The 25,191-nt window shown below is 66.9% G+C and carries 27 protein-coding genes; 12 read left to right on the forward strand and 15 right to left on the reverse strand.

Annotated features, from left to right (window positions below; genetic code table 11):
• Positions 1-19: 19 nt before the first annotated feature.
• Positions 20-487, forward strand: coding sequence for a TM2 domain-containing protein (locus C7I55_RS12785; protein ID WP_106513376.1), 468 nt, complete (start codon positions 20-22; stop codon positions 485-487).
• Positions 488-532: 45 nt separating this feature from the next.
• Here the strand turns inward: C7I55_RS12785 and C7I55_RS12790 are convergent, their stop codons facing one another.
• Positions 533-916 carry a hypothetical protein gene (locus C7I55_RS12790; RefSeq protein WP_106513377.1) on the reverse strand — a complete coding sequence of 128 codons (384 nt, stop codon included), beginning with the start codon at positions 914-916 and terminating at the stop codon, positions 533-535.
• A gap of 108 nt (positions 917-1,024) precedes the next feature.
• Between C7I55_RS12790 and C7I55_RS12795 the strand changes: the two genes are divergently transcribed.
• From C7I55_RS12795 to C7I55_RS12805, 3 genes are read left to right on the forward strand one after another with little or no spacing between them, the layout of a single operon-like run.
• Positions 1,025-1,663, forward strand: coding sequence for a TetR/AcrR family transcriptional regulator (locus tag C7I55_RS12795; protein WP_106513378.1), 639 nt, complete (start codon positions 1,025-1,027; stop codon positions 1,661-1,663).
• On the forward strand, positions 1,660-2,199 hold the full coding sequence (locus tag C7I55_RS12800; RefSeq protein WP_106513379.1) for a GFA family protein: 540 nt from the start codon (positions 1,660-1,662) through the stop codon (positions 2,197-2,199). Before C7I55_RS12795 ends, C7I55_RS12800 begins: the two co-directional genes overlap by 4 nt.
• The gene (locus tag C7I55_RS12805) at positions 2,192-2,521 is read left to right on the forward strand and encodes a DUF6958 family protein (protein ID WP_106513380.1); all 330 of its coding nucleotides are present in this window, start codon (positions 2,192-2,194) and stop codon (positions 2,519-2,521) included. The genes C7I55_RS12800 and C7I55_RS12805 overlap by 8 nt, the downstream gene beginning before the upstream one ends.
• Before the next feature lie 160 nt (positions 2,522-2,681).
• Here the strand turns inward: C7I55_RS12805 and C7I55_RS12810 are convergent, their stop codons facing one another.
• The 4 genes from C7I55_RS12810 to C7I55_RS12825 form a co-directional block, all read right to left on the reverse strand.
• Positions 2,682-4,061 (reverse strand): M24 family metallopeptidase, encoded by a 1,380-nt coding sequence (locus C7I55_RS12810; RefSeq protein WP_106513381.1) that lies wholly within the window; start codon positions 4,059-4,061, stop codon positions 2,682-2,684.
• A gap of 87 nt (positions 4,062-4,148) precedes the next feature.
• Positions 4,149-4,613: a hypothetical protein gene (locus C7I55_RS12815; protein ID WP_106513382.1), complete on the reverse strand. Its 465-nt coding sequence runs from the start codon at positions 4,611-4,613 to the stop codon at positions 4,149-4,151.
• The gene (locus tag C7I55_RS12820; RefSeq protein ID WP_106513383.1) at positions 4,610-4,861 is read right to left on the reverse strand and encodes a hypothetical protein; all 252 of its coding nucleotides are present in this window, start codon (positions 4,859-4,861) and stop codon (positions 4,610-4,612) included. Before C7I55_RS12820 ends, C7I55_RS12815 begins: the two co-directional genes overlap by 4 nt.
• A gap of 77 nt (positions 4,862-4,938) precedes the next feature.
• Complete coding sequence (locus C7I55_RS12825) at positions 4,939-5,271, reverse strand: hypothetical protein (RefSeq protein WP_199192817.1); 333 nt, start codon at positions 5,269-5,271, stop codon at positions 4,939-4,941.
• Positions 5,272-5,472: 201 nt separating this feature from the next.
• Here C7I55_RS12825 and C7I55_RS12830 point away from each other — a divergent pair, with 201 nt between their 5' ends.
• Positions 5,473-7,104: an ATP-binding protein gene (locus C7I55_RS12830; RefSeq protein ID WP_106513384.1), complete on the forward strand. Its 1,632-nt coding sequence runs from the start codon at positions 5,473-5,475 to the stop codon at positions 7,102-7,104.
• Between the two features lie 18 nt (positions 7,105-7,122).
• Here the strand turns inward: C7I55_RS12830 and C7I55_RS12835 are convergent, their stop codons facing one another.
• From C7I55_RS12835 to C7I55_RS12850, 4 genes are all read right to left on the reverse strand, one after another.
• A complete protein-coding gene (locus tag C7I55_RS12835) occupies positions 7,123-8,238 on the reverse strand; it encodes a tetratricopeptide repeat protein (RefSeq protein WP_158266407.1) in 1,116 nt (371 codons plus the stop codon).
• Positions 8,239-8,392: 154 nt separating this feature from the next.
• The gene (locus C7I55_RS12840; protein WP_106513386.1) at positions 8,393-10,111 is read right to left on the reverse strand and encodes a vWA domain-containing protein; all 1,719 of its coding nucleotides are present in this window, start codon (positions 10,109-10,111) and stop codon (positions 8,393-8,395) included.
• Positions 10,112-10,210: 99 nt separating this feature from the next.
• Complete coding sequence (locus C7I55_RS12845) at positions 10,211-10,747, reverse strand: RNA polymerase sigma factor (RefSeq protein WP_106513387.1); 537 nt, start codon at positions 10,745-10,747, stop codon at positions 10,211-10,213.
• A 160-nt stretch (positions 10,748-10,907) separates the two neighbouring features.
• Positions 10,908-11,189 carry a hypothetical protein gene (locus tag C7I55_RS12850; RefSeq protein WP_106513388.1) on the reverse strand — a complete coding sequence of 94 codons (282 nt, stop codon included), beginning with the start codon at positions 11,187-11,189 and terminating at the stop codon, positions 10,908-10,910.
• A gap of 202 nt (positions 11,190-11,391) precedes the next feature.
• Between C7I55_RS12850 and C7I55_RS29220 the strand changes: the two genes are divergently transcribed.
• The gene (locus tag C7I55_RS29220; RefSeq protein ID WP_269845211.1) at positions 11,392-11,526 is read left to right on the forward strand and encodes a hypothetical protein; all 135 of its coding nucleotides are present in this window, start codon (positions 11,392-11,394) and stop codon (positions 11,524-11,526) included.
• A 147-nt stretch (positions 11,527-11,673) separates the two neighbouring features.
• Here C7I55_RS29220 and C7I55_RS12855 read toward each other — a convergent pair whose 3' ends face one another.
• Together C7I55_RS12855 and C7I55_RS12860 are read right to left on the reverse strand one after the other, a co-directional pair.
• On the reverse strand, positions 11,674-12,441 hold the full coding sequence (locus C7I55_RS12855; RefSeq protein WP_106513389.1) for an enoyl-CoA hydratase: 768 nt from the start codon (positions 12,439-12,441) through the stop codon (positions 11,674-11,676).
• The gene (locus tag C7I55_RS12860) at positions 12,438-12,896 is read right to left on the reverse strand and encodes a MarR family winged helix-turn-helix transcriptional regulator (protein ID WP_106513390.1); all 459 of its coding nucleotides are present in this window, start codon (positions 12,894-12,896) and stop codon (positions 12,438-12,440) included. Before C7I55_RS12860 ends, C7I55_RS12855 begins: the two co-directional genes overlap by 4 nt.
• A 123-nt stretch (positions 12,897-13,019) precedes the next feature.
• Between C7I55_RS12860 and C7I55_RS12865 the strand changes: the two genes are divergently transcribed.
• From C7I55_RS12865 to C7I55_RS12875, 3 genes are all read left to right on the forward strand, one after another.
• Positions 13,020-13,487 (forward strand): DUF3833 family protein, encoded by a 468-nt coding sequence (locus C7I55_RS12865; RefSeq protein ID WP_158266408.1) that lies wholly within the window; start codon positions 13,020-13,022, stop codon positions 13,485-13,487.
• Positions 13,488-13,523: 36 nt separating this feature from the next.
• Positions 13,524-13,721 carry a hypothetical protein gene (locus C7I55_RS12870; RefSeq protein ID WP_106513392.1) on the forward strand — a complete coding sequence of 66 codons (198 nt, stop codon included), beginning with the start codon at positions 13,524-13,526 and terminating at the stop codon, positions 13,719-13,721.
• Between the two features lie 307 nt (positions 13,722-14,028).
• Positions 14,029-14,757 carry a helix-turn-helix transcriptional regulator gene (locus C7I55_RS12875; RefSeq protein WP_106513393.1) on the forward strand — a complete coding sequence of 243 codons (729 nt, stop codon included), beginning with the start codon at positions 14,029-14,031 and terminating at the stop codon, positions 14,755-14,757.
• On the opposite strand, the gene C7I55_RS12880 is transcribed toward C7I55_RS12875, so the two are convergent.
• Together C7I55_RS12880 and C7I55_RS12885 are read right to left on the reverse strand one after the other, a co-directional pair.
• Positions 14,726-15,478, reverse strand: coding sequence for a 3-keto-disaccharide hydrolase (locus C7I55_RS12880; RefSeq protein ID WP_199192818.1), 753 nt, complete (start codon positions 15,476-15,478; stop codon positions 14,726-14,728). The genes C7I55_RS12875 and C7I55_RS12880 overlap by 32 nt on opposite strands.
• 20 nt (positions 15,479-15,498) lie before the next feature.
• Positions 15,499-16,275 (reverse strand): 3-keto-disaccharide hydrolase, encoded by a 777-nt coding sequence (locus C7I55_RS12885; RefSeq protein ID WP_106513394.1) that lies wholly within the window; start codon positions 16,273-16,275, stop codon positions 15,499-15,501.
• Positions 16,276-16,373: 98 nt separating this feature from the next.
• Here C7I55_RS12885 and C7I55_RS12890 point away from each other — a divergent pair, with 98 nt between their 5' ends.
• The 3 genes from C7I55_RS12890 to C7I55_RS12900 all read left to right on the forward strand — a co-directional run bounded on the left by C7I55_RS12890 (position 16,374) and on the right by C7I55_RS12900 (position 22,803).
• Entirely contained in the window at positions 16,374-17,810 is a 1,437-nt protein-coding gene (locus C7I55_RS12890) for a Gfo/Idh/MocA family protein (protein WP_106513395.1), read from the forward strand.
• A gap of 116 nt (positions 17,811-17,926) precedes the next feature.
• Positions 17,927-19,576, forward strand: coding sequence for a hypothetical protein (locus C7I55_RS12895; protein ID WP_158266409.1), 1,650 nt, complete (start codon positions 17,927-17,929; stop codon positions 19,574-19,576).
• Between the two features lie 44 nt (positions 19,577-19,620).
• Entirely contained in the window at positions 19,621-22,803 is a 3,183-nt protein-coding gene (locus C7I55_RS12900) for a DEAD/DEAH box helicase (protein WP_106513397.1), read from the forward strand.
• Between the two features lie 14 nt (positions 22,804-22,817).
• On the opposite strand, the gene C7I55_RS12905 is transcribed toward C7I55_RS12900, so the two are convergent.
• Both C7I55_RS12905 and C7I55_RS12910 read right to left on the reverse strand, forming a co-directional pair.
• Entirely contained in the window at positions 22,818-24,497 is a 1,680-nt protein-coding gene (locus tag C7I55_RS12905) for a DEAD/DEAH box helicase (protein ID WP_106513398.1), read from the reverse strand.
• A gap of 86 nt (positions 24,498-24,583) precedes the next feature.
• The gene (locus tag C7I55_RS12910) at positions 24,584-25,027 is read right to left on the reverse strand and encodes a hypothetical protein (protein ID WP_106513399.1); all 444 of its coding nucleotides are present in this window, start codon (positions 25,025-25,027) and stop codon (positions 24,584-24,586) included.
• Positions 25,028-25,191 lie beyond the last annotated feature (164 nt).

Genomic DNA, 25,191 nt, shown 5'->3' on the forward strand with positions numbered 1-25,191 from the left:
GGGAAGGGCGAGGGGGTTTATGCGCGGACAGGTACTTGGTGTGGATACCCGGACGGGGGATGGCATCGTGCTCGGCGACGATGGTCGTCGCTACACGTTCCGGCCCCGCGATTGGGCTGACAGAGGGGAGCCCGCGGTCGGTCTGCAGGTCGATTTCGAGACCGACCAGAGCCGGGCGCTCAGCATCTTCCCTGTGCCGGGCGCAGTGCCGGTCCGGCCTGCCGTTGCGGTCGCCCATCCCGGCGGCGCGCCTGTCGCGAACGACCGCAACAAATATATTGCGGCGTTGATCGCGTTCGCCTTCGGCCCGCTCGGCATCCACCGTTTCTATCTTGGACGCACCGGCACAGGCATCCTGATGCTCGTGCTGAGCTGCACCATCATCGGCTTGCTGCTCTCGGTGCCCTGGGCCTTCGTCGACATGATCCGCTATCTGATCATGTCCGAACGCGAGTTCGCTTCCCGCTATTCACGTATCACCGACTGATCCGGCGCGGCGAAGACGCCGCCGACCGTGTCGAAATGTCCTCCGCTAGGACCGGGGGCAACGCAACAGGTCCGGCCCCTTGCCGTCCGGGCCTTCGGCATAGCCGGCGCCGATCAGGCGGTTGCCGTCCGCGGACAGGAGCAATGTGCCGCTGGTCGGTGCCTCCTCGTCGTAATTCGCGTACATGCCCTGGTAGCGGATGCTGTTGCGGCCGGTCGCCTCCACGCGCGTGATCGCGACGCCGTCCTCATAGCGGGTGATAGCGTCGGCGGAGATCGTCATGCCTTCGACATTGTCCGCGCCTTTGGAGCTGCATTGGGCGATATCGACCGCCCATTCTCCGTGAAATGCCTCCGGAATCACGTCGCCGGATCGAGCGGGTGCTGCCGTCGCGACGGTGAACAGGACGAGAGGCAGAAGAGGCGGCATGTTTGCTCCGAGGCAGCGGACTGAGCGGCGCCTATAGCGGATCTGGTCGATTACACATCCGATTCGCCGCCGGTTGTGCACATACCGACCATCTGGTATGTATTTAGAATGCCGAGATCGACCAAGCATGCTCCGGAACGGGGCAACGCCCGAACGCGCTTGCTGGAGGCGGCGTGCGACGTCATTCGCGCCAAGGGTTTCACCGCGACGTCGATTGAAGACCTCTGCCGGGCCGCCGAAGTGACGAAGGGTGCTTTCTTCCATCACTTCCCGAGCAAGGACGCTTTGGGCGTGGCGGCTGCCGACCATTGGGCAGAGACGACGACCGCTTTTTTCGCCGCGGCACCTTATCATGCACCGAGCGATCCGCTCGACCGTCTGCTCGCGTACATCGCGTTCCGCAAATCGATCATTGTCGGAGACATTGCGGACTTCAGCTGCCTGGTGGGCACGATGGTGCAAGAGGTTCACGCGAGTGCGCCGTCCATCCGCGATGCCTGCGGCGCGAGCATGCTGGGCCACGCCGCCACGTTGGAGGCAGACATCGAAGCGGCGATGCGCGATCGGGACATCCTCGAGCCGGGGGCCGCCGCGAGTCTCGCCCGGCACATTCAGGCGGTGATCCAGGGCGCGCTCGTGCTCGCCAAGGGCGGGAACGATCCCGCGCTCGCGCGGGAAAGCCTCGATCACCTGGCACGCTATGTTCGCCTTCTCTTTCGTTCCTCGACGACGGGACCACAGGCATGACACGAAGCATCGAGCTCGCCTGCGCCTGTGGAGACGTCAGGCTGGTCGTTGAGGGGCCGCCGATTGTCAGCGCGGAGTGCCACTGCAACAGCTGTCGCGCCGCCGGAGCGAGGCTCCAGGCCTTGCCCGGCACCAGGCCAGTGCTGGAGCCAAATGGCGGGACACGCTACCTGCTGTATCGAAAGGACCGGGTCCGCTTTTCAGGCGAAGACAAGCGCTTGAAGGCGTTCCGCCTCGGACCGGAAGCCAGAACCCGCCGTGTCGTTGCCACGTGCTGCAACGCACCGGTCTTCCTCGAATTCCAGGGTGGCCATTGGCTCAGCCTCTACGCCGGATTGTGGCCGGACCGTGCCGCGCCGCTGCCGGAACTGAGGACCATGACCGGCGATCTGCCGGAAACCGCCGAACTGGACGATCGCATACCCAACGGGAAGCGGCAGTCTTTGTCCTTTTTCGCGAAGCTGCTCGGCGCCTGGATAGCCATGGGGTTCAGAAGCCCCCGGATCCAAGTCGCCGAAGGAGAGCTCGATGTCTGACACCGCTACCAGGATCATGATCGAGAATATCGTCTCGCCGGGGCATGTTCAGCGCGTCGATCGCGCGAAATACGAGGCGATGCGTGAGGCCTTGCTGGCGATCCTTCCCACCGATCCTCCGGGAATGGCGGTGGCGGATGCGAAGACCGCGCTTCTCTCGCATCTTTCCGATGCGCATTTCCCCAGCGGCGCAAAGGCCGGCTGGTGGTTGAAGGCCGTGCAGCTGGATCTTGAGGCAAAGAAGGTGATTGCCCGGGCGTTCGGAAGTCCGGTGCGCGTGTTCCGCCTTCAGCCCCATGGTGGTGCCGAGACGTTGGGCTGAGCACAGCTTCGGCGGTGAGCCTTCAGGTTCCTATCGCGTCGGGGTCGTTCCGCCGACGGCACAGCTGAACGACCTTCTGCGGTCGCGCATCCTCCGCTCCATGGCAGGCACGCAGTTCCTGAACTCGCGCGCAACCCGCTCCCGCTTCACGCGCGCCCGATCATTTGATCAGGTGAAAGCTTTTCTGCCGCCCATCGAGATAGCGGAGTGTGACTCCGTCGAAGAAGGCGTCCTCCTCCAATCGGAACGGGAGTTCCTGGCCGCCCCATTCCGGCACTTTCTGGGTGTGCGAAAGCTCGATCGACCATGCGGTGTTGGGGCGCAGCTGCCTTGCACCGCGAGGGCTCGGATTCTGATCGTCCCAGAAGCCGATCGCGGCTCCCGCGCCGTGGCCATGAAAGCCGATCGGGTGGGAATAGATGCTTGGCCGGAGCCCCGCCGCGATCGCCTTGGCGCGGGCGCGTTCGAGCATCTGATTGCCGGAAAGGCCGGTCTCGAACGAGGATGCAAGGGCATCCTGGACTCGGTTGGCATTGGCGAGACCTGCGCGAAGCCCGGCGGGCGCATCGCTCTCGCCAGGGCGGAGCACGTAGCCGAGATGCTGGGTATCGGTCGCAAGGCCGAGATGCATGATACCGAAATCGGTCCACAGCATGTCCCCGGACCGGATCACGGTGTCTCCGCTGAGCTCCTCGGCACTGCCCTGGCGAAAGATGCTGACGGACGGCTGGAACCACGTCGACAGCTTCAGCGCGGCGATCCGTTCCCGGAACCACCAGACAACATCGGCCGCGGTGGTGCGGCCAGGCTTGATGACCTTGCCGGAAAAGCCTTCGGCGATGATCGCGTGCGCGGTCCGGACGATCTCCGGATAGACCTTCATCTCGGCCGGGATGCGCGCCTCGAGCCAGCCGATTGCGAGTTCCTCGCCCGACACGACCCGCTCCGCATAATCGGTGGGCAGGGCCGCGATCAACGCGTCATGCTGGCTCTTGGTCAGTCCGTCGGCGAACGCGCTTTCGGAAGAAATGTCGAGGGCGATCTTGCGCGGCTTCTTCTCGGCGATGATTGCGCTCAGTCTCCTGAACTGGTCCGGCTCTGCCTCCGGCCGCCACGCGGGTTGGAAGAGGCCGCCCATCCCGTAACGGCTGACCGTCAGCCGCTCGACCTTCCGCCCGGCGCCCGGATCGTGGAAGACCAGGATCGTTCGCCTGCGGGCGTGCATGCTCTCGGCGTCGAGCATCGTCGCCATGACCGGGTCTTCGAGATATTCCCGCGCCACCAGCACCCACATGTCGATCCCCTGTTCGCGCATCAGCGCCGGCACGATCGTGTCGAGCCGCTCGGCAAGCCACGCATTGCGAAGCTGCGCCTGCGCCCGCAGGCTCATGATCGTGGGCAAGGCAGGGCCTGGCCGTTCCGCGTCGTCGGGCGCTTCGCCGCTCCCCCACGAAGCCGTCGCCAGCGCCGGCTCGGGGGCCCCGCCGGTTGCGGCGGCAAGCAGGGCGATCCCCAGAAGGGCGGCAGTGCGAACGGTCATAGGAGTTCCTCGGCGCGGCTGAGCGCCCACTTGAGGGAGGAGATAGCCCGAGCCGGCCCGGACGTTCAGTGTGAAGGCGCCCGCGCGTTAGTCGCGGTGCAGAGTGGCGGCGAGGCGATGCACGGCCGCACCGGCGGTGACGACGATGGTAAGCGGCTGGTCGGCCTTGAGCGCACGCAGCGCCTTGGGCAGCTCGAACACCAGATAGCTGCCGGCGGCTTCCTGCGGTCCGACCTTCGCCGGCTGGAGAACGCCGTCGATTGCGCTCAGCAGCTTGGCGCCGGGAAGTTGATCCGCGTCCTGATTGCGGTCCTGCCGCGCTGCCGCTGCGCCCGCGGCACCGGCGGGCGTGCCGCTGGCGGGAACCCCCGTCGGCACCTGGACGCCAGCACTGGACGATTGGGCGAGGTTCGAAAGATCGCCTTTCACTCGGCGATCGACGGACGCGGCGCGGCCCATCTGCCGCTCGACGAGATGCGCACCCTTGGCGAACTCGGCAACAGGCACTTCGGTCAGCACCGATCCGTCGGCGAGCTCGAGTTTCACGCTCACAGGGCCGAAATCGAACGGCGTCCGCCGAGATTCATCACCAGCACCCGCACGGTGCCGCGCTTCGTGATCGGGCTGCCCGGAGAGATCACGCGCACCGGCGTCCGCTCAGTTCGGCTGTCCGCGGCGTGGAGGCCGCCATAGCCGCGGAGCAGCTTGTGGTCCTCACCGTTCAGGTGAACCCGGAAATTGGCGGCCACCGCGGGACTGGCAAATGCCAGCGCCAGTGCTGCGAAAAGATATCGGCTCACTTAGGCCTCCCACGAACGTCCGCCGAAGGATGCCAAGCATGGCGCTGATCCGCAATGGGCAGGCCCCGACCGAAGGTTCAGAGGCGCATGTCGCTCGCGGCAACACGGTGGTGCTCGACGGATTGCGGCTTTTCGAGCAGGAATTCGTCATCTTCGGGATAGTAGCGGGCAAGATCGATCGGCGTGCCGGCAAAGGCCGCGACCGCCTCCAGTGACTCCCACCAACTGAGCGTCGTCACTTCGGTGACGCCGTCCGCCACTCGGCGCAGCAGCATCTGACATCCCAGATTGCCGGCCGTTGCACGGTAATCGCGAAGGCCGGTTGCTTCGATGTAGCGGACATAGCCGGCTTCATCGGCCGTCCTGATTCGCGAAGACCAGCGCCGCAGGATCATCGTCTCTCCGGGCATTCACTTTCTCCACTGCCGAAAGCCGATCTAGCGCGGTGCATGCCCGGGCGATAAGCAGAAGTGGGTGCCGGATGATAAGCGGAGCTTATCGGCCGCCTGTGGATCGCGCACGGAGCGCGGTCGGGCCAGGCCGGGGAAACCTGTCCCTGGGCTTGCCGTTTAGGGTGCCTCGGCTAAGGTGCGGTTCGGGAGCTGCCTTGAATGTCTAATGGTTCCAATGCGTCATGGACCGAGATTGAGCGCCTGCATGTGCTTCGAGGCTACTCGATTCTCGATACCCCGCCGGAGCCGGTCTTCGATGAAATCGTCGCGCTTGCCGCGGACGTCTGCGAAACGCCGATCGCGCTCGTCAGCCTGGTCGACGAGCTGAGGCAATGGTTCAAGGCCGAATTCGGGCTCGGCAAGCGGGAAACGCCGCGTGCGGTGGCGGTCTGCGCGCATGCGATGATGCACCCCGACATTTTCGTTGTGCCGGATCTCACCCTGGACGAGCGCTTCGCCGATAATCCCCTCGTCACCGGTGACGAAAATCTGCGCTTCTACGCCGGCGTGCAATTGGTCGGGCGTGATGGCGTTCCGCTCGGCACCCTGTCCGTGCTCGATCGCCGTCCGCGGCCGGAGGGTCTGAGCCACCGGCAAGGGCGCATGCTTCGCGGGCTCGCCAGACAGGTGATGAGCGAACTCGAGCTTCGCCGCGCCAATGCCGAACAGCGCCTGGAGCTGCGGCGCTTTCAATTGCTGTTCGAACAGGCGCCGCTCTTTTTGGCCCTGTGCAACGGGCCGAGCTTCGAATTCGAATATGCAAACCGCGCCTTCCTCGATCTCATAGGGGGCGACGACGTTGTCGGCGTTGCCGCGGCCGATGCGCTCGGCGCGTTCCTCGACGATGATCTTGTCGCCCATTTCAGGCAGGTACGCGACAGCGCGACGGCATTCAGGGGCAAGAATGTGCCGTTGCGGCGCGAGGCACAGCCAGAAGGCTCCGGGTGTCGCTATGTCGACATGATCATCGAGCCGATCCTGGGCGCGGGTGGCCGGGTCGCCGGCTTGATGTGCGCCGGTTCGGACGTGACAGAGGAGCATGAGGCGAAGGATCAGGCGGCACGGCTAAGGGCCAGGATCGAGCACGGCCGGCAACTCAGCGCGATGAGCCTGATGGCGACCACGCTCGCCCACGAGCTCAATCAGCCGCTTGCCGCGGCCGGAAATTATCTGAGCGCGATACGCTATCTGCTGCCATCGCTTGCCGGCGAGAAACTCTCCAAGATCACCGATGCCGCCGCGCTTGCCGACGAACAGATCGCCCGGGCCGGGCAGATCGTTCGAAGTGCCCGAAACCTCGTTGCGAACGGCCTCGTCAAACGCGAGACCGTCCGGATGTCGGATCTGGTCGAGCGGGTTCGGACGCTGCTGGAAACGTCGGGAGAATGCCCCGGTTTGAGCGTCCGCGCCGATCTCTCGCCACCCCACCTCGGGGTGGCGGGTGACCGCATTCAGATCGAGCAGGTGCTGCTCAATTTGATCAGGAATGCCTATCAGGCAACACGATCATCCGAAGGCTGCGAGGTCGTGGTGCATGCCCTTGGCACCGAGGACGACTGCATAGAGGTCTGCGTCCGCGATTTCGGCCCGGGAATCTCCGCCGAAGCTTTCGCGACCCTGTTCACCGCGATGAGCCCGTCGACGAGCGGCGGGCTGGGAGCAGGCCTGTCGATCTGCGCCACCATCGTTCGTGCCCATGGCGGCAGGATCTGGGCGAACAACGAGCCTGACGGAGGCGCGTCTTTCCACTTCACCCTGGCCGAACGCGACGATCTCTCCGACGCTGCCTGAAGGTAGTGTCGTCGAACCTTACTGCGCGATGTCGGCGTAGCGAGGGTCGAGGGCGATGGCCTTCTTCACGTCTTCGCTGGCACGGGCGGTAGCGCCCATCTCCTGGTAGATCCGGCTCCGATTATAATAGGCTCGTGCGCTTCGCGGGGCGTAGCGCACCGCCCGATCGAGGTCGGAAAGCGCCCGACCGAGATTGCCGCTGCGGCGATGCGCCAGCCCGCGGTTCAGATGAGCAGCCTCGGAGTTCGGCGCGGTCGCCACGGCACGGTCGAAGGCGGTGATCGCAGCCGCCAGATCGCCACTCCACGCCCGCGAGAGCCCGTCGTTGATGTGCGCGGCCGCAAGCCCCGCGCGGCCCTTGGCCGCAGCATTCAGCTGCGCGCGGCACACATCAAGGCTGCGGCTCGGATCGTCCACAGTGCAGGCATTCCAGTCGCCGCGACGGGCCCGGCCCCCGGTGACGACGATCGACGATTCCTCCGCCTCGCTGCGAACGCGCAGCGCCGGAGCGGGTGCGGCGGGCCGCGCAACGCGCGATCCGGTGACGACCACGTCCCCGGTCGAGAATTGCTCCGCCGGCCCGGGTCGACCGCGCGCAAGTTGGCCGGTGACCTCGATCGGTGCATCCGCTCGCGCAGGTGGGGGAGGGGCGACTTCGGCAAGCACCACCTGATCCGCGGGCACGGCGCTTTTTTTCGCTCCGGGCGCTTGCTCCGCTTGCGGCGCAGGGTCGACGCGGCTCTCGGATGGTGCCGGTGCCTGCCGCGTGTCCAAAGCCTCGGCGATCTGCGGTCCCGAAATCGCGGCCGTGTCCGGTGCCGCGCCCGATACAGGCTTTTGCGCGATGTCTCGGGCGGCGGGCGCGTCTTCATGCACTGGGGTCGGCGGATACAAGCCGTTCCAGGCGGCCGGTACCCCGATCAGCGCGATCAGGGCGAGGCTGGCAAGCGCACCGGCATAGCGGCGGCCGCCGCTGGCCCAGGCGGAGGTGGACCAGATCCTGGCAGGCTGGCGGACGGGGACGTCGGCTCCGTCGAAGCGCCGCAAGGCCAGGTCGATCGTCGCGGTACGTTTGCCGGGCGCTGGCCGAGGCGGCGGCGGCAGCGATCGGGCGACGTCGTCCTCGATGCTCATCCGCCTGCTCCGCGGCCGCGCCGGCGGGCACCGTGCGCACGGGCTGCGAAGCGGATGCGATCGGGTGGGAAGAAGGACATCGGGCAACCTTATAGCAAGTTGCGTCCGCCGGTCGAACGCGGGATCGCACCTCCCGCGCCGACGGGCATCCCGGTCAGCTTGGCAGCGATCGTGCCGCCTGGGCCGCGCGGATGAGCTGGAGCAATTCCGCACGATAGCCGAAATCGTCGCGGCCGCGCGCGCCGGAGACGATCTGCAGCACGTCTTCATAGCCCATCGCGCCGGTATAGCGGCCGCCGCGGAGCAGCTCGGCGAAGCCGGCGACTCCGGCGGCGAAGCGGGCATCCTCCGGCGCGTCGGCAAACCGTGCCACTTCCGATCGTCGGTCGATCGGAGTCGAGATCAGGCGGCTGGTGTCGGATTTCGGCAATTTGTAGCGGATCTTCACGAACCCGTATTCGCCCGCGGTTCCGCCGGTGCTCGGTGTCGGCGCGGACTCGCCGTAGCGGCGGGGCGCGATGACGCGGGGGCCACCCACCGGAACGATTTCGTACAATGCGGTGACGCTCTGGCCGGAGCCGACCTCGCCGGCATCGACCTTGTCGTTGTCGAAATCGTCGCGCTGCAGCAGGCGCGTCTCGTAGCCGATCAGACGGTATTCGGCGACCCTCGCCGGATTGAACTCGACCTGGATCTTCACGTCCTTGGCGATCGGGAACAGGGTCGATGTCGCTTCGTCGACCAGCGTCTTGCGGGCCTCCGCAACGGTGTCGATATAGGCGGCGGCGCCGTTCCCGTTCTGCGCCAGTGCCTGCATCAGCGCGTCGTTGTAATTGCCCATGCCGAAGCCGAGCACCGAAAGGAACACGCCCTTGCTCCGCTCCCGCTCGACAAAGCCCTTGAGCTCGTCGTGGCTGGTGATGCCGACGTTGAAATCGCCGTCGGTGGCGAGGATGACCCGGTTGACGCCCTTGGGATCGAAATTCCGTGCGGCCAGCGCATAGGCCTGGCGAATGCCTTCGGCGCCGGCGGTGCTGCCTCCCGCCCCAAGGCTGTCTATCACCGCCCGAATCCTGGCTTTCTGCCGGGCCGATGTCGGCTCGAGCGCCGTCCCGGCGGTGCCCGCATAGGTTACGATCCCAACGCTGTCGTCGGGGTGCAGGCGATCGAGCAGCATCGACAGCGCCTGGCGAACGAGCGGCAGCCTGTTCGGCGCGTTCATCGATCCGGACGTGTCGACGAGGAAGACGAGGTTTGCCCGGGGACGGGAGGCCTGCTCGACCGCATAGCCCTTGATGCCGATCCGCACGAGCTTGCGGCCGGGCGACCAAGGGCTCGGGAATACGGAGATCGCGCTGCTGAACGGCTCCGCCGCACTGCGAGGAGCGCGATAATCGTAGGGGAAATAGTTGATCATCTCCTCGGTCCGAACGGCAGCCTTCTGCGGCAGCACGTTGCCCGCCAGCGAGGCACGGACGAAGGCGTAAGACGCCGTGTCGACGTCGATCGAAAAGGTCGAGACCGGATCCTCTGACGCCACCCGGAACGGATTTTCGGGCGTGGCGGTGAAGCGATCCCGTCCTTGCGGCGGCGGTGGAGGGGCGAAGCGCTGCTCCATCAATGGCGCGTATTTCGCCGTACGCGATGGCGCCGCGACGATTCCCTGTACCGGTGCCATCTCCGCAACGGACGCATCAGGGAAGGCCATGGTGACGGGGGCTTCCACCCTCTGGCCGGTGACGGTGATGTTCTGATCCGCCGCGGCAAGAGCAGGTTCGGGCGGGGCCGAGGGCTGTTCGACTCCCGATCGCGCGCAGGCGGCAAGCGCAGCCGCGGCGATTCCGGCGGTGAGGGCGGGGTGCAAGCGAAGCATGAGACTCTCCCTGGTGACAGCGGCGCACATTCGTCCGCATGTCACTGGGACGTGCGTGCCCGGGAAATCCTTGGGAGGCGGCGCGACTTTTTGCGATCCTCAGCTTGGCTGTTCGGCAAGCAGCCGCCGTATCTCGTGCATCCGCCACGAGATGGTGGATTCGCTGACGCCGAGGATCTCGGCTGCCTCGGCATGGCTGAGCTGTTGACCGGCGACCAGCAACGCCGTTTCCCGATAGGCGGGCTTCAGCCGCGCGATCGCGCTCCTCAGCCAGATGGCGTCATGCGCGTCGCGCCCATCCGGAACCCGTGCCAGCCCGGCGAGCACGGCCAGACGCTCGGTGAAGCTTCCGAGGGATCGGCGGCGACGGCGAAGATCGCGGCACGCGTTGAACACGATGCCGCACAGCCAGGTGCTGAATTTCGCCTCGCCTCGAAAACTCCCGATCTTCTCGACCAACGCGCAGCAGACGTCCTGTGCAATGTCGTCGGCATCGGAACGGGATCCGGTCATCTGCCAGGCAAGGCCGTGGATGCGATCGTAGTGACGTTCGAGCAGCGCCGCGAAGGCGGCGCGGTCGCCCGCAACCGCTGCCGAGACGAGAGCGGCATCGGGATCATGCGCGGAAACCGCCATGTCAGGCGGTCGCCCCGGGTGAAGCTCGCGATCGCCGCATGTGTCTGTTCGCCGCCATCCCCTTTTGCAGGGAGGCTAATGCATGATCCCCGTCCGCGATAGCGCCTGAGACGGGCGCGCGCCTTGGCTTTGCGCCGCCGTCGCGTCAGCGCCTGGAGCTCTAGGCCACGTCGGGCAGGGGCTCGGTGCCGGCGGAACGGCTCACGTAGAGCACTTCCGCACAATGCTCGCTCGCCCAGGCAAGCCCTGCGCCTTCGGCATCCTCGTACGTCGCGTAGAGGTCGCCTCCGATCAGCGAGACGGATTCCGGCGCTTCGTCCTCGCCGCAGCGCGACAGCACCGATCCGCCCAGGCTGTAACGTCCGCCGGGCATCTCCTGAATCCGGATGCAGTCGCTCTCTTCGGATGCCCGCACGCCGGGCGGCAGCTTCACGATGTCCATATCACCTCCAGGCATTTGTCAGGCCTGAACGCGCGGCGCGGCACTTGTTCCGCAACCGGTACTTCGCAGGTCCGGCCGTGGCAGATCGGGCCGGTCGCAGGGCGATCCGGGTTTTCCCCGATGGATCGGGCCCGGGAGCCCGGTCGAAAGAGGGAAGCGCGCGAGTCCGTGGTGAGAGCGCCTCCTCAGGAAGGAAGAGACCGTGGCGAAGATTCTGCTCGCGGCCGGCACCGCCATCGCGCTGGTCGTCGCACCCACTGTCGCCGCGGCCCAATCCGCCGCGGCCCGGTTTCCGAAGTCGCGCCGTCCTTGGAGACGGTCGGCGGCAATGCGCTGAGCACCACCTATATTCTGGTCGGTGTCGGGGTTCTTGCCCTCATCCTCCTGCTCGTCATTTTCGGCGATGACGACGATGACGAGGATCTGCCGCCCACGCCTGAGCGCAGACCCCCGACATCAGTCTCGGACTTAAGAGAATGCCGGTTCAACGGAATTGGGTGTAATCGGGCGCGCGGCGCTGGGCGAACGCCATGAACGCCTCCCGTGCCTCCGGTGTCCCGAGGCGGGTCAGGAACTGAGCCGTCTCAACGTCCATGTGCGCAGCGATCCCTGCAGCGTCCCGCATCAGCCGCTTGGTAGCCATGATCGCGCCAAGCGGCTGGCGTGAAAGGCGCTGCGCGATGCCCTCCGCTGCGGCCTGCAGCTCCGCCGCCGGCACTGCCTGATTGGCAAGGCCCCACGCGATCGCATCCGCCGCCGAGACAGGCTCGCCCAAGGCGAGCATCGAGAAAGCGCGCAGATGGCCGATCCGCGCCGGCAGCAGCAAACTCGATGCCGCCTCCGGCACGAGCGCCAGGCTTACGAACGGCGTGCTGAGCTGCGCATCTTCGGCCAGGACGACGTGGTCGCAATGGAGCAGCATCGTGGTTCCGACGCCCACCGCGCGGCCCTGGACCGCGGCGACGAGCGGCTTTTCGTTGGCTGCAAGCGCCTTGATGAAGCGGCCGACATTTCCGAGCTCGGCGCCCCCCGCCGCCGCAGCAGCGAATTCTCCGATGTCGTTGCCGGCGGTGAACATCTCGCCTTCGCCGCGAAGCACGATGACCCGCACATCGGCATCGTTCTGCGCACCCGCGATCTGGTCCGCGAGCACCCGGTACATCGCGTCCGTCAGAGCATTCTTCTTGTCCGGCCGGTCCATCACGAGCGTCAGCACGCCCTCGGCATTTCTGATCCTGATATGTTCGCTCATCTGTCTTTCTCCCGTGGGAAGCGGTCGCGCACGGCTTCAAGCCAGCGCGCAACGGCTTCGACTTCGTTATCGGTAAAGCCTTCGATCAGGCGCGCGTTGAGCGCCCGGGCGCCCTCGATCGCCTGCACGCGCGCTTTGCGGCCGGCCTCCGTCAGGACGACGAACCAGGCGCGTCCGTCACCGGGATCGGGGCGCCGCTCGACGAGACCGGCCTTCATGCACCGATCGATTAGCCCGGAGAGGGCCGGCGCGCCGAGATCGAGCATCGGTCCGAGCTGCGCCATGGCCGCTCCTCGCTCGCCGACCGCCATCAGCAAGCCGGCGCGGGCGGCCGTGGTGCCCTCGCCTTCGCCCTGGATCGCCGCCTGCACGCGGCGCTGAGCGACGTTTAGCAGGTAGACGAGGCGGGGGCCTCTCCCGGTGGGTCGTTCGCCTTCGCTGTTCGTGACGGTCATCCCGTCGGAATAGATAGTTCGTATGCGAAGTAAAGGGGAGGCGACCAGTTCCCACTTGCAAAAGGTTGGTCTAGCTTCTGCTGGAAGACGGCCATGTCGCAGTGTTTTCCTGGAGTGCCCATCTTGTTCACCGCGCTTTTCGCCCTGATGGCTCTGGCACCTCCGGCGCCTGCTGAGCCCCTGGAACGATTCTTCATCGGCACCACCGAAGGCGCCGGAACCGTCACTGTGATCATGTCCGGAACCCACGCGATGCGCGATCGCAGTCGCGGCCGTCTCGACGCGGACGGCGCACTTCGCCTCGAACAGGTGGTGGAGGAAGACGGTAAGCCGCCCCGCCGCCGAACCTGGCGACTGGTTCGCGCCGGCGGGAATCGGGTCACCGGCACGATCAGCGACGTGCGCGGCACCGTCACCGGCGAGCTCGACGGCAACCTCCTTCATCTGCGTTACCGGATGCGGGAAGGGCCGTCGGTGGAGCAGTGGATCAGGCTGGGGTCCGGCGCCCGTACCGCCACAAACCGGATGGTCTTCCATCGCTTCGGGCTCAAGGTTGCCACTGTCGAGTCTGTGATCCGCAAGACCGACTGACTTGCGGCCGGTGCCGCGCAGCGCCAGGAAGAACCGATGCGCACCGTTTCTGCCACTGCCACCGTACGCCTTTATCATCTCGACGAAGGCGATCCGATCGCACAGACTTTGTTCTACGGTCCGCTCGAGGAGGCGCTCGCAGTCGCCCGGCAGCAGCCGGAAGCGGTGCAGGCGGGCCTCTGGCTCGCCACCGACAATGATGTCGTTGCCTATCTGGACATGGAAGAGGGCTGAGAGGCACTGGTCCGAACAGACGCGGACTGGGCTTCCGCGTGGTTGGCATCCCGCCATGGGACAAAGTCGGGTTCCACGCGCGCTATGCTTTCCACATGCGTCTCGACTTAGATCCGAAACGGACTAATATCCCTCTCGGCGACCGTCCTTCAGCGCCTCTTGCCGGCTCTCCTCAACCACGGGGGGCGAGCCCGGTGCCCCTTCGTGGCGCCGAGAGGACGGTCGCCAACCCACGGAGTCCGAGGCCATTGCAGCGGCAGGCACCTGCTGCCACGTTGCTGCGAACGGGCGACAGGGAGGCCAAACGATGCGGCGCGCGGACCGGCTGTTCCAGATCGTGCAGATCCTCCGGCGCAGTGGTCGCCCGGTCACCGCAGACGCGATGGCAGCGGAACTCGAAGTCTCGAAGCGCAGCGTCTATCGTGACATCGCGGCGCTGATCGGCCAGCGCACTCCGATTCGCGGTGAGGCCGGCATCGGCTATGTGCTCGACGGCGCGTTCGACATGCCGCCGTTGATGCTGACGCCTGAGGAAATCGAGGCGGCGGTGCTCGGCGCCCAATGGGTCGCCCGGCACGGCGATCCCGTGCTTGCCCGCGCCGCCGATGATCTCGTGGCGAAGATCGCGGCGACGGTGCCGGAGCATCTTCGGTCTTTCGTGCTCGAACCGGTGTCGGCGACGCCGCCCGGCTTCGCCCACGCCGAGGACCGGATCGACATTGCGGCGGCGCGGGCGGCGATCCGCGCGCAGCGCAAGATTGCGCTTCATTATTGCGATGCCGAAGGTGCGGTGAGCCGGCGGACGATCTGGCCGATTGCGATCGGCTATCTTCACCACGCGCGGGTTCTGGTCGGCTGGTGCGAGACCCGCGAGGATTTTCGCACCTTTCGCAGCGACCGCGTCGTCGATGCCGAGTTTCTGGAAGAACGCTATCGCCCCCGTGCTGCCACCCTTCGCCGGGAATGGCGGCGGCAGATGGCGGAATCGGCGCCGCCGACGGAGCTCACTCCAAAGGCAGAAGCGCGATCTTCCTGAACGAAATCGGGTGGCCCTCGCTCTGCAGGTACAGGTAACCGCCGGAAAGCGCGAGGACCCCGCCGGCGCGGTGGATCACGGCGCGCGCGTCGGAGTCGGCAGGATCGAGCTGCGGCGCGGAATAGGTGAGCACCGGCTTGCCTTCGATCCAGTGGGTGATCGTCCCGTTCTTGCGGACCTCCAGCTCCGCCTTGATCCAGCGGCCGTTCGGCAGGGTCGGCCCCCCCGATTTTATGCAATGCTCGGTCTCGAGCTTGCCGCCGATCACGACATTGGTGCCCGGCGTGCACAGATTGCCGCTGGGCCGCGGCTTCGGGCCGTCCGCGCCGTTCAACTGGAACTCCAGGCTGACCGGAAATTGCTGGTCGCGAGTCATCGTGCTCGGCGCTTGGCCGTGGAACATGATGCCGCTGTTGCTGTGCTGCCAGGGTTCGACGTCCGGCAGATAGGCACCGTCGAATCGGTATTCGAAGCGCAGCCGATAGGCCGAGAACGGAAGGCGGTAGGCGAGATGCCCGAAGCGCCCTGCGAATCGCTCGTAGCGGTCATAGGAGACCCGGATCGCCCCGCCCTCGACACGGAAGGTGCCAAGGGGGTCGTTGCCGACATCCTCGCCGGTGATCTTGGCGGTCCAGCCGGCAAGCGACTTGCCGTCGAACAGCGGCTTCCACGCCTCTCGCGCTGTAGCGGGACCGGCGGCCGCGATCGCAGCGGCCGCCAATGTCAGGGCGCAGGCGCGCCTCAGAGCTCGCGGATCCAGATGTTGCGGAAGCTGATCGGCGCGCTCGGATCGCCGTGGTCCTGCAGCTTGATCGGAGACGGGCCGTGCGCCTTGTACTGGGGCTGGCCGACATAGGTCGTCTCGCCACGAAGCACGACATTGTCCTGGATCAGCACCCCGTTGTGGAAGGCGGTGAGTCGCGCCGGGCTCTTGAGGGCACCGTCCGCGCCGAAGGTCGGCGCGGTCCAGACGATATCGTAGCTCTGCCACTCGCCGGGCTTGCGCATGGCATTGGCGAGCGGCGCGAGCTGCTTGTAGACGCTGCCGGCCTGGCCGTTGACGTAGGTCTCGTTCTCGTAGCTATCGAGAATCTGGAGCTCGTAGCCGGCATCTCCGCCGCCGGTGGAGGCGACGAACAGACCGCTATTTCCGCGCGCCTGGCCGGAGCCGGTGATTCCTGTCGGGATCCGCCATTCGAGATGGAGCTGATAATTGGTGAAGCTGCGCTTCGTCTGGATGTTTCCGGTGCCCTTCTTCACCGTCATGACGCCCTTGTCGAACAGCCACTGCGCCGCCGTTCCGTCCTTCACCGATGCCCATTCGCCGAGGCCGGCGCTGCCGAGCAGCACGATTGCGTCCGAAGGCGGCGCGATCTCGACGGCGGGGCCGGGGCGCACCGTTTCGGGTACCGGCTTCCACTGTTCGGTGTCCTCCGGGCGGGGCTTTGCGGGGTCTGCGGCGGGAGCCGAGGCGGCGGGGGCCTGCGCGAGCAGGACGAGGGCGGCTGCGATGATCATGGCGCCCTCGTAACATTGTCCGACGCTGTCAGTACAGACTTGCTCTCAAGGGTCGCGCTCGTCCACATGAGCGCAAAGCAGAAAGAGGGAGTGGGTCTATGGACGGATCGGATCACAAGGCGGCGCAGGCGACCACCCGGCGCACATTCATTGCCGGATCGGTCGCTGCGGCGGGCCTCGCCGCGATTCCGGGCGGTGCCTCGGCCGCGACTCGCAAGATTGCCGCGAGCGACAAGGTCAATGTCGCGGTGATCGGCGCCGGCGGCATGGGCGCCAGCAACATGTCGAAGCTCACCAGTCAGAATATCGTCGCCATGGCCGACGTGGATCTCGAACATGTCGCGCAATCCTTCCGGCCGGGCAGCGACGGCGTGGTGTCGCCCGAGCGAATCGCCCTCAAGGCGGCCTACGACAAGGCCGCGAAATTTGCCGACTACCGCCGGATGCTCGATCGCCGGAAGGACATCGACGCCGTATTGATCGCGACTCCCGACCATCATCACGCGCTCGCGGCCAAGGCGGCGATGGAGCGGGGCCTCCACGTCTACGTGCAGAAGCCGCTGACCTACAGCGTCCGCGAAGGCCGGATGCTGCTCGATCTCGCGCGGAAGAATCCGAAGCTGGTCACGCAGATGGGCAATCAGGGCCATTCCGGCGACGACGGCCGCCGCGTCGTGGAGCTGGTCCGCGGCGGGCTGCTCGGTGCGGTGCGCGAGGTCCATGTGTGGACCAACAGGCCGGTCTGGCCGCAAGGGGATGCACGGCCCGCCGCGGTCCCGGCGCCGCCGAGCCTCGATTGGGACCTGTGGGTCGGGCCGGCGAATGTCGATTGGGGCTATCACCCCGATTACGGCCACTTCAACTGGCGCGGCTGGGCACCGTTCGGCGTCGGCGCGCTCGGCGACATGGGCGCTCATCTGCTCGATTTCCCGGTGTGGGCGCTCGAGACCGGGCTTCCGACTCGCATCGAGACCCGCCACAGCCGCTGGGGCGGCGACACCAACGGCTGGGACGGCAAGCCGCCCGAGGAGATCACGTCCTATCCGCTCGCAAGCGTCACCCATTACGAATTCGGCAAGGCCAAGAGCGGGCCGGTGCACATCACCTGGTATGACGGTGGGCTGATGCCGGCGACACCGCTCGGCCTCCCGGCCGGCAAGAAGATGGATCCGGGCGGCGGCGTGCTCTTCGTCGGCGAACGCGGCATGCTGATGCACGAGACCTACGGATCCAATCCCACCCTGATCGGCGAGGGGCTGGACGAGCGTGCTGCTGCGATCCCGCAGTCGCTGCCGCGGATTCGCGAGGGCATGGGCGGCCACGAGATGAACTGGATCCGTGCGATTCGTGGGGAGGAGAAGATCTCCAATCCGTTCGCCGAAGCCGGTCTGCTCAACGAAACCATGCTGCTCGGGGTGGTCGCGCTGCGGGCCGAACAGCCGATTGAATATGACGGCGTTGCCGGCCGCGTCACCAATGTGCCCGAGGCCAATGCCTTCCTGGACCGGCAATATCGCCAGGGCTGGGAGATCTGATCTTCGATGGGTGGGCAGGGCGGTGCATCTTCCTGCCCGCTTGCGTGTTCGGACCCGGGATGCGGCACATCTCGTTCGACTGAATCATGTGGGTTTACGGGGATCATGAGCGGGCGGTGACACGCGCCGCTCTGCTGGAGGAGGTGCGCGCGGCCGCGGCAGTGCTCGACTCCGCCGAACCGGGCCTAACCTGGCATAGCGCCTGCGTCGCCTTGTTCCTCTCGCTTTCCGAACTCCTGCAGGGCATTGCCGACGAAGCACTTCGGGAAACGGGAGTGGACGCGCCGTCGCCTGCGCAGGATGCGGTGACGGCGGCGTCGATCGCCGCCGCAACGGCCATCGACCGATCCTGGCGCAGTGCGTTCGAAGACCAGCAGGTGCCCGATCTCGCCACGCTCTCCGCACTTGATGAGAACGGGGCGCTCACCCTCCGGCGGTGCGAGGGCTATGCCTTCTACGCCGTCTACCCCGAACTGTACCTGGAGGCTGCGCGTGCACTGCCGCCGGGCGCGCTCGTCATCGGCCTGAGGAGCATCGGCGGCGGCCTTGCCGCCCTCGCGGCGGCGGCATCGAAGGCAAAGGCCGTGCTCACCGTCCGGCCTGGCGGGGCCTTTTTCGACCGCCGGATCGCGGCAGGCCCGGCGCTGGAGTCTCGCATCGCAGAGAGTGGCGACGCGCCGGTGGCAATCGTCGACGAAGGGCCGGGACTGTCGGGAAGCTCGTTCGGCGGGACGGCCGACTGGCTCGAAGAGCAGGGGGTCGCACCCGATCGGATCCTGTTCATGCCGAGCCACGCCGGCGATCTCGGCCCGCAGGCGCGCGAGGACCATCGCACCCGCTGGAACGCACGGCCGCGGCTCGTCGCCGCGTTCGACGATGTGCTCCTTGCCGGGCCGATGCCGCTGGCGCGCTGGTTCGAGGATCTGACCGGCCCCGCAACCGAGCCGCTGGACGATCTTTCCGGCGGGGCATGGCGTACGCGGTCGCCCTGGCACGACGCACCCGCCGATCCCGGCCGCGAATCGCGCAAATATCTCCTGCAGACAGATCAGGGCCGCTTCCTCCTCAAGTTCGTCGGCCTTGATGCGCTCTCCACGGCGAAGTTTGGTCGTGCGCGTCGCCTGTTCGAAGCCGGCTTCGCTCCCGAGCCGCTGGCGCTTCGCCACGGCTTCCTGCTCGAACGCTGGGTGCACGGACGGCAGGTCACGCCGCCTGTCTCCTGTCTGGCAGCCTATCTGTCCTTCCGCGCCAGCCACTTTCCCGCGGAGACCAGCGGTGCGCCGCTTCGTCAGCTCGTCGACATGGCGCGCCACAATCTTCGGGAGGGGCTCGGAGAAGAGGCAACCGGCCTGCTTGATCCCTGGACGGACGATCGCGTCGAAGCGCTGCAACCCGCCGTGCAGCCGGTCCATGTCGACGCGCGGCTGCATCGCTGGGAATGGCTCGAGACCCCGCAGGGCGTTCTCAAGACCGATGCCGTCGATCATGCGCAGGCGCACGATCTCATCGGCTGCCAGGATATCGCCTGGGACATAGCGGGTGCCGCGATCGAGTTCGATCTTGCGCCGGAGGAGATCATCCGACTCGCAGAGGCGGTGATGTCGAGTCGCCCGGTTGCGCTGATCGATCTCCTGCTGGCCTGCTACCTTGCCTTTCAGCTCGGATGGTGGACCTTTGCCGGCGAGGCCGGTGTCAGTCAGCGCGATGTCTATGCGCGCAAGATCGGACAGCGTCTCCGCGACGCATCTTCTTCAAGGAACGCCTGAGCGCTGCCGGCGTTGGCGCGAAACCCAATTCGAGGAATTCCTGCATGTTCCAGGTAACGCCCGCGGCGGCGTCGGAAGACGGCGTCACGCAAGACGAGCGGGCGGCCGAAGCGCATGCGGCGCTCGGGCCGACCGTCGCCCGGCTGTGCGACGCGGCCGAGACCGGCGACGTGATCGCTATTCTGTCGAACGAACAGCGTGGCGAGGCGGTCGCTCGGGCCTGTGCGGCGCTCTCGGACGCACAGGTGATCTGGCTGCCCGCACCCGATGGCTTGCCAGGCGAGGGTTCGTCCCCGGCCATTGCCGGCCGGCGGGTTGCCGCCATGGCAGCGCTTCGTGCCCGCGGCGAACGCCGGATTCTGCTGGTCACCGACGCGGCCTCCGCGGCACACCGGGTTCCGCCTTCGGACGGGTTCGGCGCGGAGCGGCTGGATCTCGGCCTGAGTGATACGCTCGACGGCGAGGCGTTTGCCGCGCGGCTCGAATCGCTCGGCTACTTCAGCGACGACCGGGTCGACGAGCCCGGCGAATATGCGGTCCGTGGCGCAACGATCGACATCTTCCCTGCCGACCGCGAAGAACCGGTCCGGATCCACCTCGCCGACGGCAAAATCGACGAGATCCTCCCTTATGATCCGGTGACCCAACTCGGCCGCGATGCACCGCTCGAGCAACTCGTCCTTCTTCCCGCGTCGGAATCGGCCCCCGGCGACGATGCCGGCACGATCTTCGATCATGTTCCCGGCGCCGCGGCGGCGCTGGATCCGGACGCGCGCGAGCGACGGGACCTGATGCTCGATCTTGCGCGCGAGGGCGGGGCGTCGGCCCGGCTCGCTTTGGTCGAGCGCGGCGATTGGCAGAAAGCGCTCGTCGGCCGCAAGCGGATCGATCTTGCCGCAGGGGATGAGCAAGCGGGACTGCGCTTCGTCGAGCAACGGCGTCCGGAACAGGGATTTCTCTCCGCCGCACGCAAGGCGCGCGAGGCTGGCGACACGATCGTCGTGGTAGGATCCGAGCGGGACGTCCGCTTCCTTTCCCGACGCATGGTCCGCGCGACCGGCGAAACTCCCGAGCGGGTCGCGACCTTTGCCGAGGTGCGCCGCGCCGGTGGCGGATCCCTGCTGGCGCTCGTGGCCGACGTCGACCGCGGCTGGAGCGAGGCGGGGCTTACCGTGATCGCCGCCGCCGATCTGCTCGGCAGCCGGGCGGCCGCATCGGGGTCGGCATCGAACGCAAACCTGCTTCTCCAGGAAAATGCCGAATTCCACGTCGGCGACGCGGTGATTCACGAAGATCACGGCCTTGGCATCCTCCGCGGGCTCGAGACCATCGAAGCGGCCGAGGCGGAGAGCGATGCCTTTCGTCTCGAATATGCCGCGGGGGCGACGCGCCTGGTCCCCGTCGAGGACGGTGCGAGGATGTGGCGCTACGGCGCCGATGCCGACGCCGTGACGCTGGACCGGCTCGACGGATCGAGCTGGGAGAAAAGGCGCGGCGACATCGACAAGACGATCGCCGCAACCGCTCGGCAGCTGATCGCCATTGCCGCCGAGCGGGAGAGCAAGACGGCAACCGTGCTCGATCCGCCTTCGGCGGACTATGAACGCTTTTCCGCCGGCTTTCCCTACAGCGAGACCGCTGATCAGCTCCGCGCGATCGAGGCGGTGCAGGCCGATCTCGCGTCCGGGAAGCCGATGGACCGGCTGGTCGTCGGCGACGTGGGCTACGGCAAGACCGAGGTCGCGCTCCGCGCCGCCGCCATCGCCGCGCTCGCCGGAAAGCAGGTGGCAGTCGTCGCGCCGACGACGGTTCTCGTCCGCCAGCATGTCGAAAGCTTCCGCCGCCGCTTCGCCCGGATCGGCGTAGAAGTGGCCGGGCTCTCGCGCCTGTCCTCGGCATCGGAGGCGAAGGCGGTGAAAGCCGGCCTGTCCGACGGATCGATCCGAATCGTCGTCGGTACCAAGATGATCGCCGGCAAGACCGTCTCGTACGCCGATCTCGGCCTCGTCGTCATCGACGAGGAGCAGCGTTTCGGCGCCGCGGACAAGGCCAAGCTGCGCGCCTTGGCCGAGGGCGGCCATGTCCTGACCCTCACTGCAACGCCGATCCCGCGGACGCTGCAATCCGCGCTGGTCGGTCTGCAGGATCTGTCGCTGATCGCGACTCCCCCCGCGCGGCGGCTCGCCACCCGCACCGAGGTTGTCGCTTTCACGCCCGATGTCGTTCGCGGCGCGCTGGTGCGCGAGAAGAGGCGAGGGGGGCAGAGCTTCGTCGTGGTCCCGCGGATCGAGGACATGGCGGCGATGGCCGAGCGTCTCGCGGAGCTGGCGCCCAACCTGGTCGTCCGAAAGGCGCACGGCAAGCTGCCGGCGGCGGAGATCGACGAGGCGATGGTCCGCTTCGCAGCGGGCGACGGCGATGTGCTGTTGGCCACCAACATCATCGAGGCCGGCCTCGACATCCCACGTGCCAACACGATGCTGGTCTGGCGTGCCGACATGTTCGGGCTCGCCCAGCTTCATCAATTGCGCGGCCGGGTGGGGCGTGGCCGCGCCCGGGGCCATCTCGTGCTGCTCACCGAGCCGGAGGCGCAGATCCAGCCGTCGACCCTGAAGCGCCTGCGCACGATGGAAGCGATGGATCAGCTCGGCGCCGGCTTCGCGATCAGCGCCCGCGATCTCGATCTGCGGGGCGCCGGCGAATTGCTCGGAGAGGAGCAGGCCGGGCACATGAAGCTGATCGGCACCGGCCTCTACCAGCATCTCCTCGAGCAGGCGGTCCGCACCGCGCGTGGCGAGACTGTCGATGCCTGGATGCCGGAGCTCAACCTCGGTCTGTCCGGTTGTATTCCGGAAAGCTGGATCCCCGAGGAGGACATCCGCATCAACCTCTACATGCGCCTTGCACGCGCCGCCGCGCCGGAAGAGGTGCAGGCCTTGTCCGAGGAGCTGGAGGATCGATTCGGCGCACTTCCCAAAGAAGCTGCGCGCCTGCTGGCGATCGCCGCCCTGCGCCGGCTGGCGCAGCAGGCACAGATCGCCAGGGTCGATGCCGGTCCGGCCGCGATCGCGCTGACTCCGCGGCGCGGCTTCGCCGGCGACGTCAAGGCCGCAGGCCTCGAGCGCAAGGACAAGCGCTTGCTGCTGCGGGAATTGACCGGCGCCGACGACGCCCGCTTGCAACGCGTTTCGACCTTGCTCGTATCGCTTGTCGTCGACGAGCCCTGAGGCCCGGCTTCAGCTCAGTAGCCGAAGCCGTGTGCCAGAAAGTCCGGAACAGGGCCGTTCCAGCCTTCGTCGGGTCCGTCATCGGCATCGCGACGGTTGTCGTTGCGGCGCGGACGGCGGTCGGATTGCTCGTCGCGGCGTCCCTGGGGTTCGTCCCGGCGTCGACGCGGTTCTTCCCGTTCCTCGCGACGCGCTTGCGGCTGTGACGGCGCCTCTGGACGTGCCTCGGGCTGCGGAGCCGGCTTGACCTCGGCCTCGACCTCGGGCTCGGGGGAACGGGCAGCGCGCCCGCGTCCACGCGGCTTAACGGCCGCCTTCTCCTCCTCGGCAGGAGCGGGCTCGACGGCGGCTTTCTCCGCCGGCGCCTTGCGGCCGCGGCCCCGAGGCTTCTCGGCCTCCTGCGGCTCCGCCCCCGGCGCGTCGGCCGAGGCGCTGCGTCGGCGGCTCCGCGGCTTTTTGGTCGCCTCGGGCTGCTCGGTCTCTTCGGCCTTGGCGCGGCCACGGCCGCGGCCACGACGCGGACGTTCGTCGGATCCGTCGGGCGCATCGACTTCCGGCGCGCTTGCCGGCTTGGCGCCGGGCAAGGGCTCCATCTCGGCGAGCTTTCCGCCGATCATCTTCTCGATCGCCTGGATCGCTTCGCCATCCGCCGAGGTCGCGAGGGTGATCGCGACTCCGGTGCGGCCGGCACGGCCGGTGCGGCCGATGCGGTGGATATAATCGTCCGGCTGCCACGGCACGTCATAGTTGAAGACGTGGCTGACGTCCTTGACGTCGATACCGCGGGCCGCAACGTCGGACGCGACCAGGATGTTGATCTCGCCATCCTTGAAGCGGTCGAGCTCGCGGATCCGCTCGGCCTGCTCCATGTCGCCGTGAATCTCGCCGGCGCGAAGGCCGCTGCGCTTCAGGCTCTGGGCGAGCTCGCGCACGGTCGTCTTGCGATTGCAGAAGACGATGGCGGTGCGGACGTCGTTGGCGGCGATCCGGTCGGTGAGAATCTGCCGCTTTTTGCGCGAATCGACCTTCAGCACGCGCTGGTCGATCGAGGCGTTGGCGGTCGCAGGCCGGGCGACTTCGATCGTCTTCGGGTTCGACAGGAACTTGTCGGCAAGCTTCTTGATCGGCCCCGGCATCGTCGCGGAAAAGAGCAGGGTCTGACGGGTCGCCGGCAGCTTCGAGCAGATCTGCTCGATGTCCGGGATGAATCCCATGTCGAGCATGCGGTCGGCTTCGTCGATGACGAGCAGGCTGCAGCCGGTGAGCAGGATGTTGCCGCGGCCGAACAGATCCATCAGGCGGCCCGGCGTTGCGATCAGCACGTCGACGCCCTTTTCGAGCGCCTTCACTTGATCGCCCATCGAGACTCCGCCGATCAGCAAAGCCATCGAGAGCTTATGATGCTTGCCGTATTTCTCGAAATTCTCGGCCACTTGCGCGGCGAGCTCTCGCGTCGGCTCCAGGATCAGCGAGCGCGGCATCCGCGCGCGGCTGCGGCCGTGGGCGAGGATGTCGATCATCGGCAGCACGAAGCTTGCGGTCTTGCCGGTGCCCGTCTGGGCGATACCGATCAGGTCGCGGTTCATCAGCACCGAAGGGATTGCCTGGCGCTGAATCGGGGTCGGCTCGTCATAGCCCGCCTCGGTGACGGCGCGGAGCAGTTCGTCGGAAAGGCCGAGATCGGCAAAAGTCATCGTTGTTCCGGAAATAGGGCTCCCACGAGGAGGAGCGTCAGCGTGCCGCTTGAGCGAAGCCCCGGCCAATTGTCAAGGCGGTGCGCTCAGTCCTTCTTCTTCGCGATCACCGGCTGGAGGGTACGGAAGCGATCGATTTGGCAGCGCCCGCCGATGCGGGAGCGGATCGAATCGCGCTCGGCGCAGATCATCCCGTCGGCATTCGGAGTCACGTAGAAACCGGGATAATAGCCGAGCGCGGGGCAATCGTTGTCGAGCTTAATGCGAATCCGGCGGTTGTCGCGCAGCATCAGGTCGACCGTGTCCTCGGAGATCACGGCGGCACCGGCGATGGCGCGCGCCGGGATGCACTTGGGGCCCTTGCTCTCCTTCCAGCGGATCTGCTGCGGTGGTCGGCTGCGCATCTTCACGATGATCTGCTCGCGGACGACGACCTGGGCATATTGACGCGGCTGCTGCGCAGGCGCCGAGGCGCCCGCCGCAAGCAGCAGCAGAGCGGCTGCGGACCATTTTGCGTGGGAAGGATTCATTCGCGGGCTACAGTCATCCACCGGGCTTGAACGGACGATTAATTCGATCCCGGCCAGTGAACGGCACGAGTTGCGCGCGGCCACCCTCCGGCAAGGTCGTCCCCCTTGTCAATTATTCCGCTGCCTCAGCGGCTTCGGCTTGCCTAACGCGCGGCGCGGCCATA

This window comes from Allosphingosinicella deserti (assembly GCF_003012735.1).
GTDB classification, from domain to species: domain Bacteria; phylum Pseudomonadota; class Alphaproteobacteria; order Sphingomonadales; family Sphingomonadaceae; genus Allosphingosinicella; species Allosphingosinicella deserti.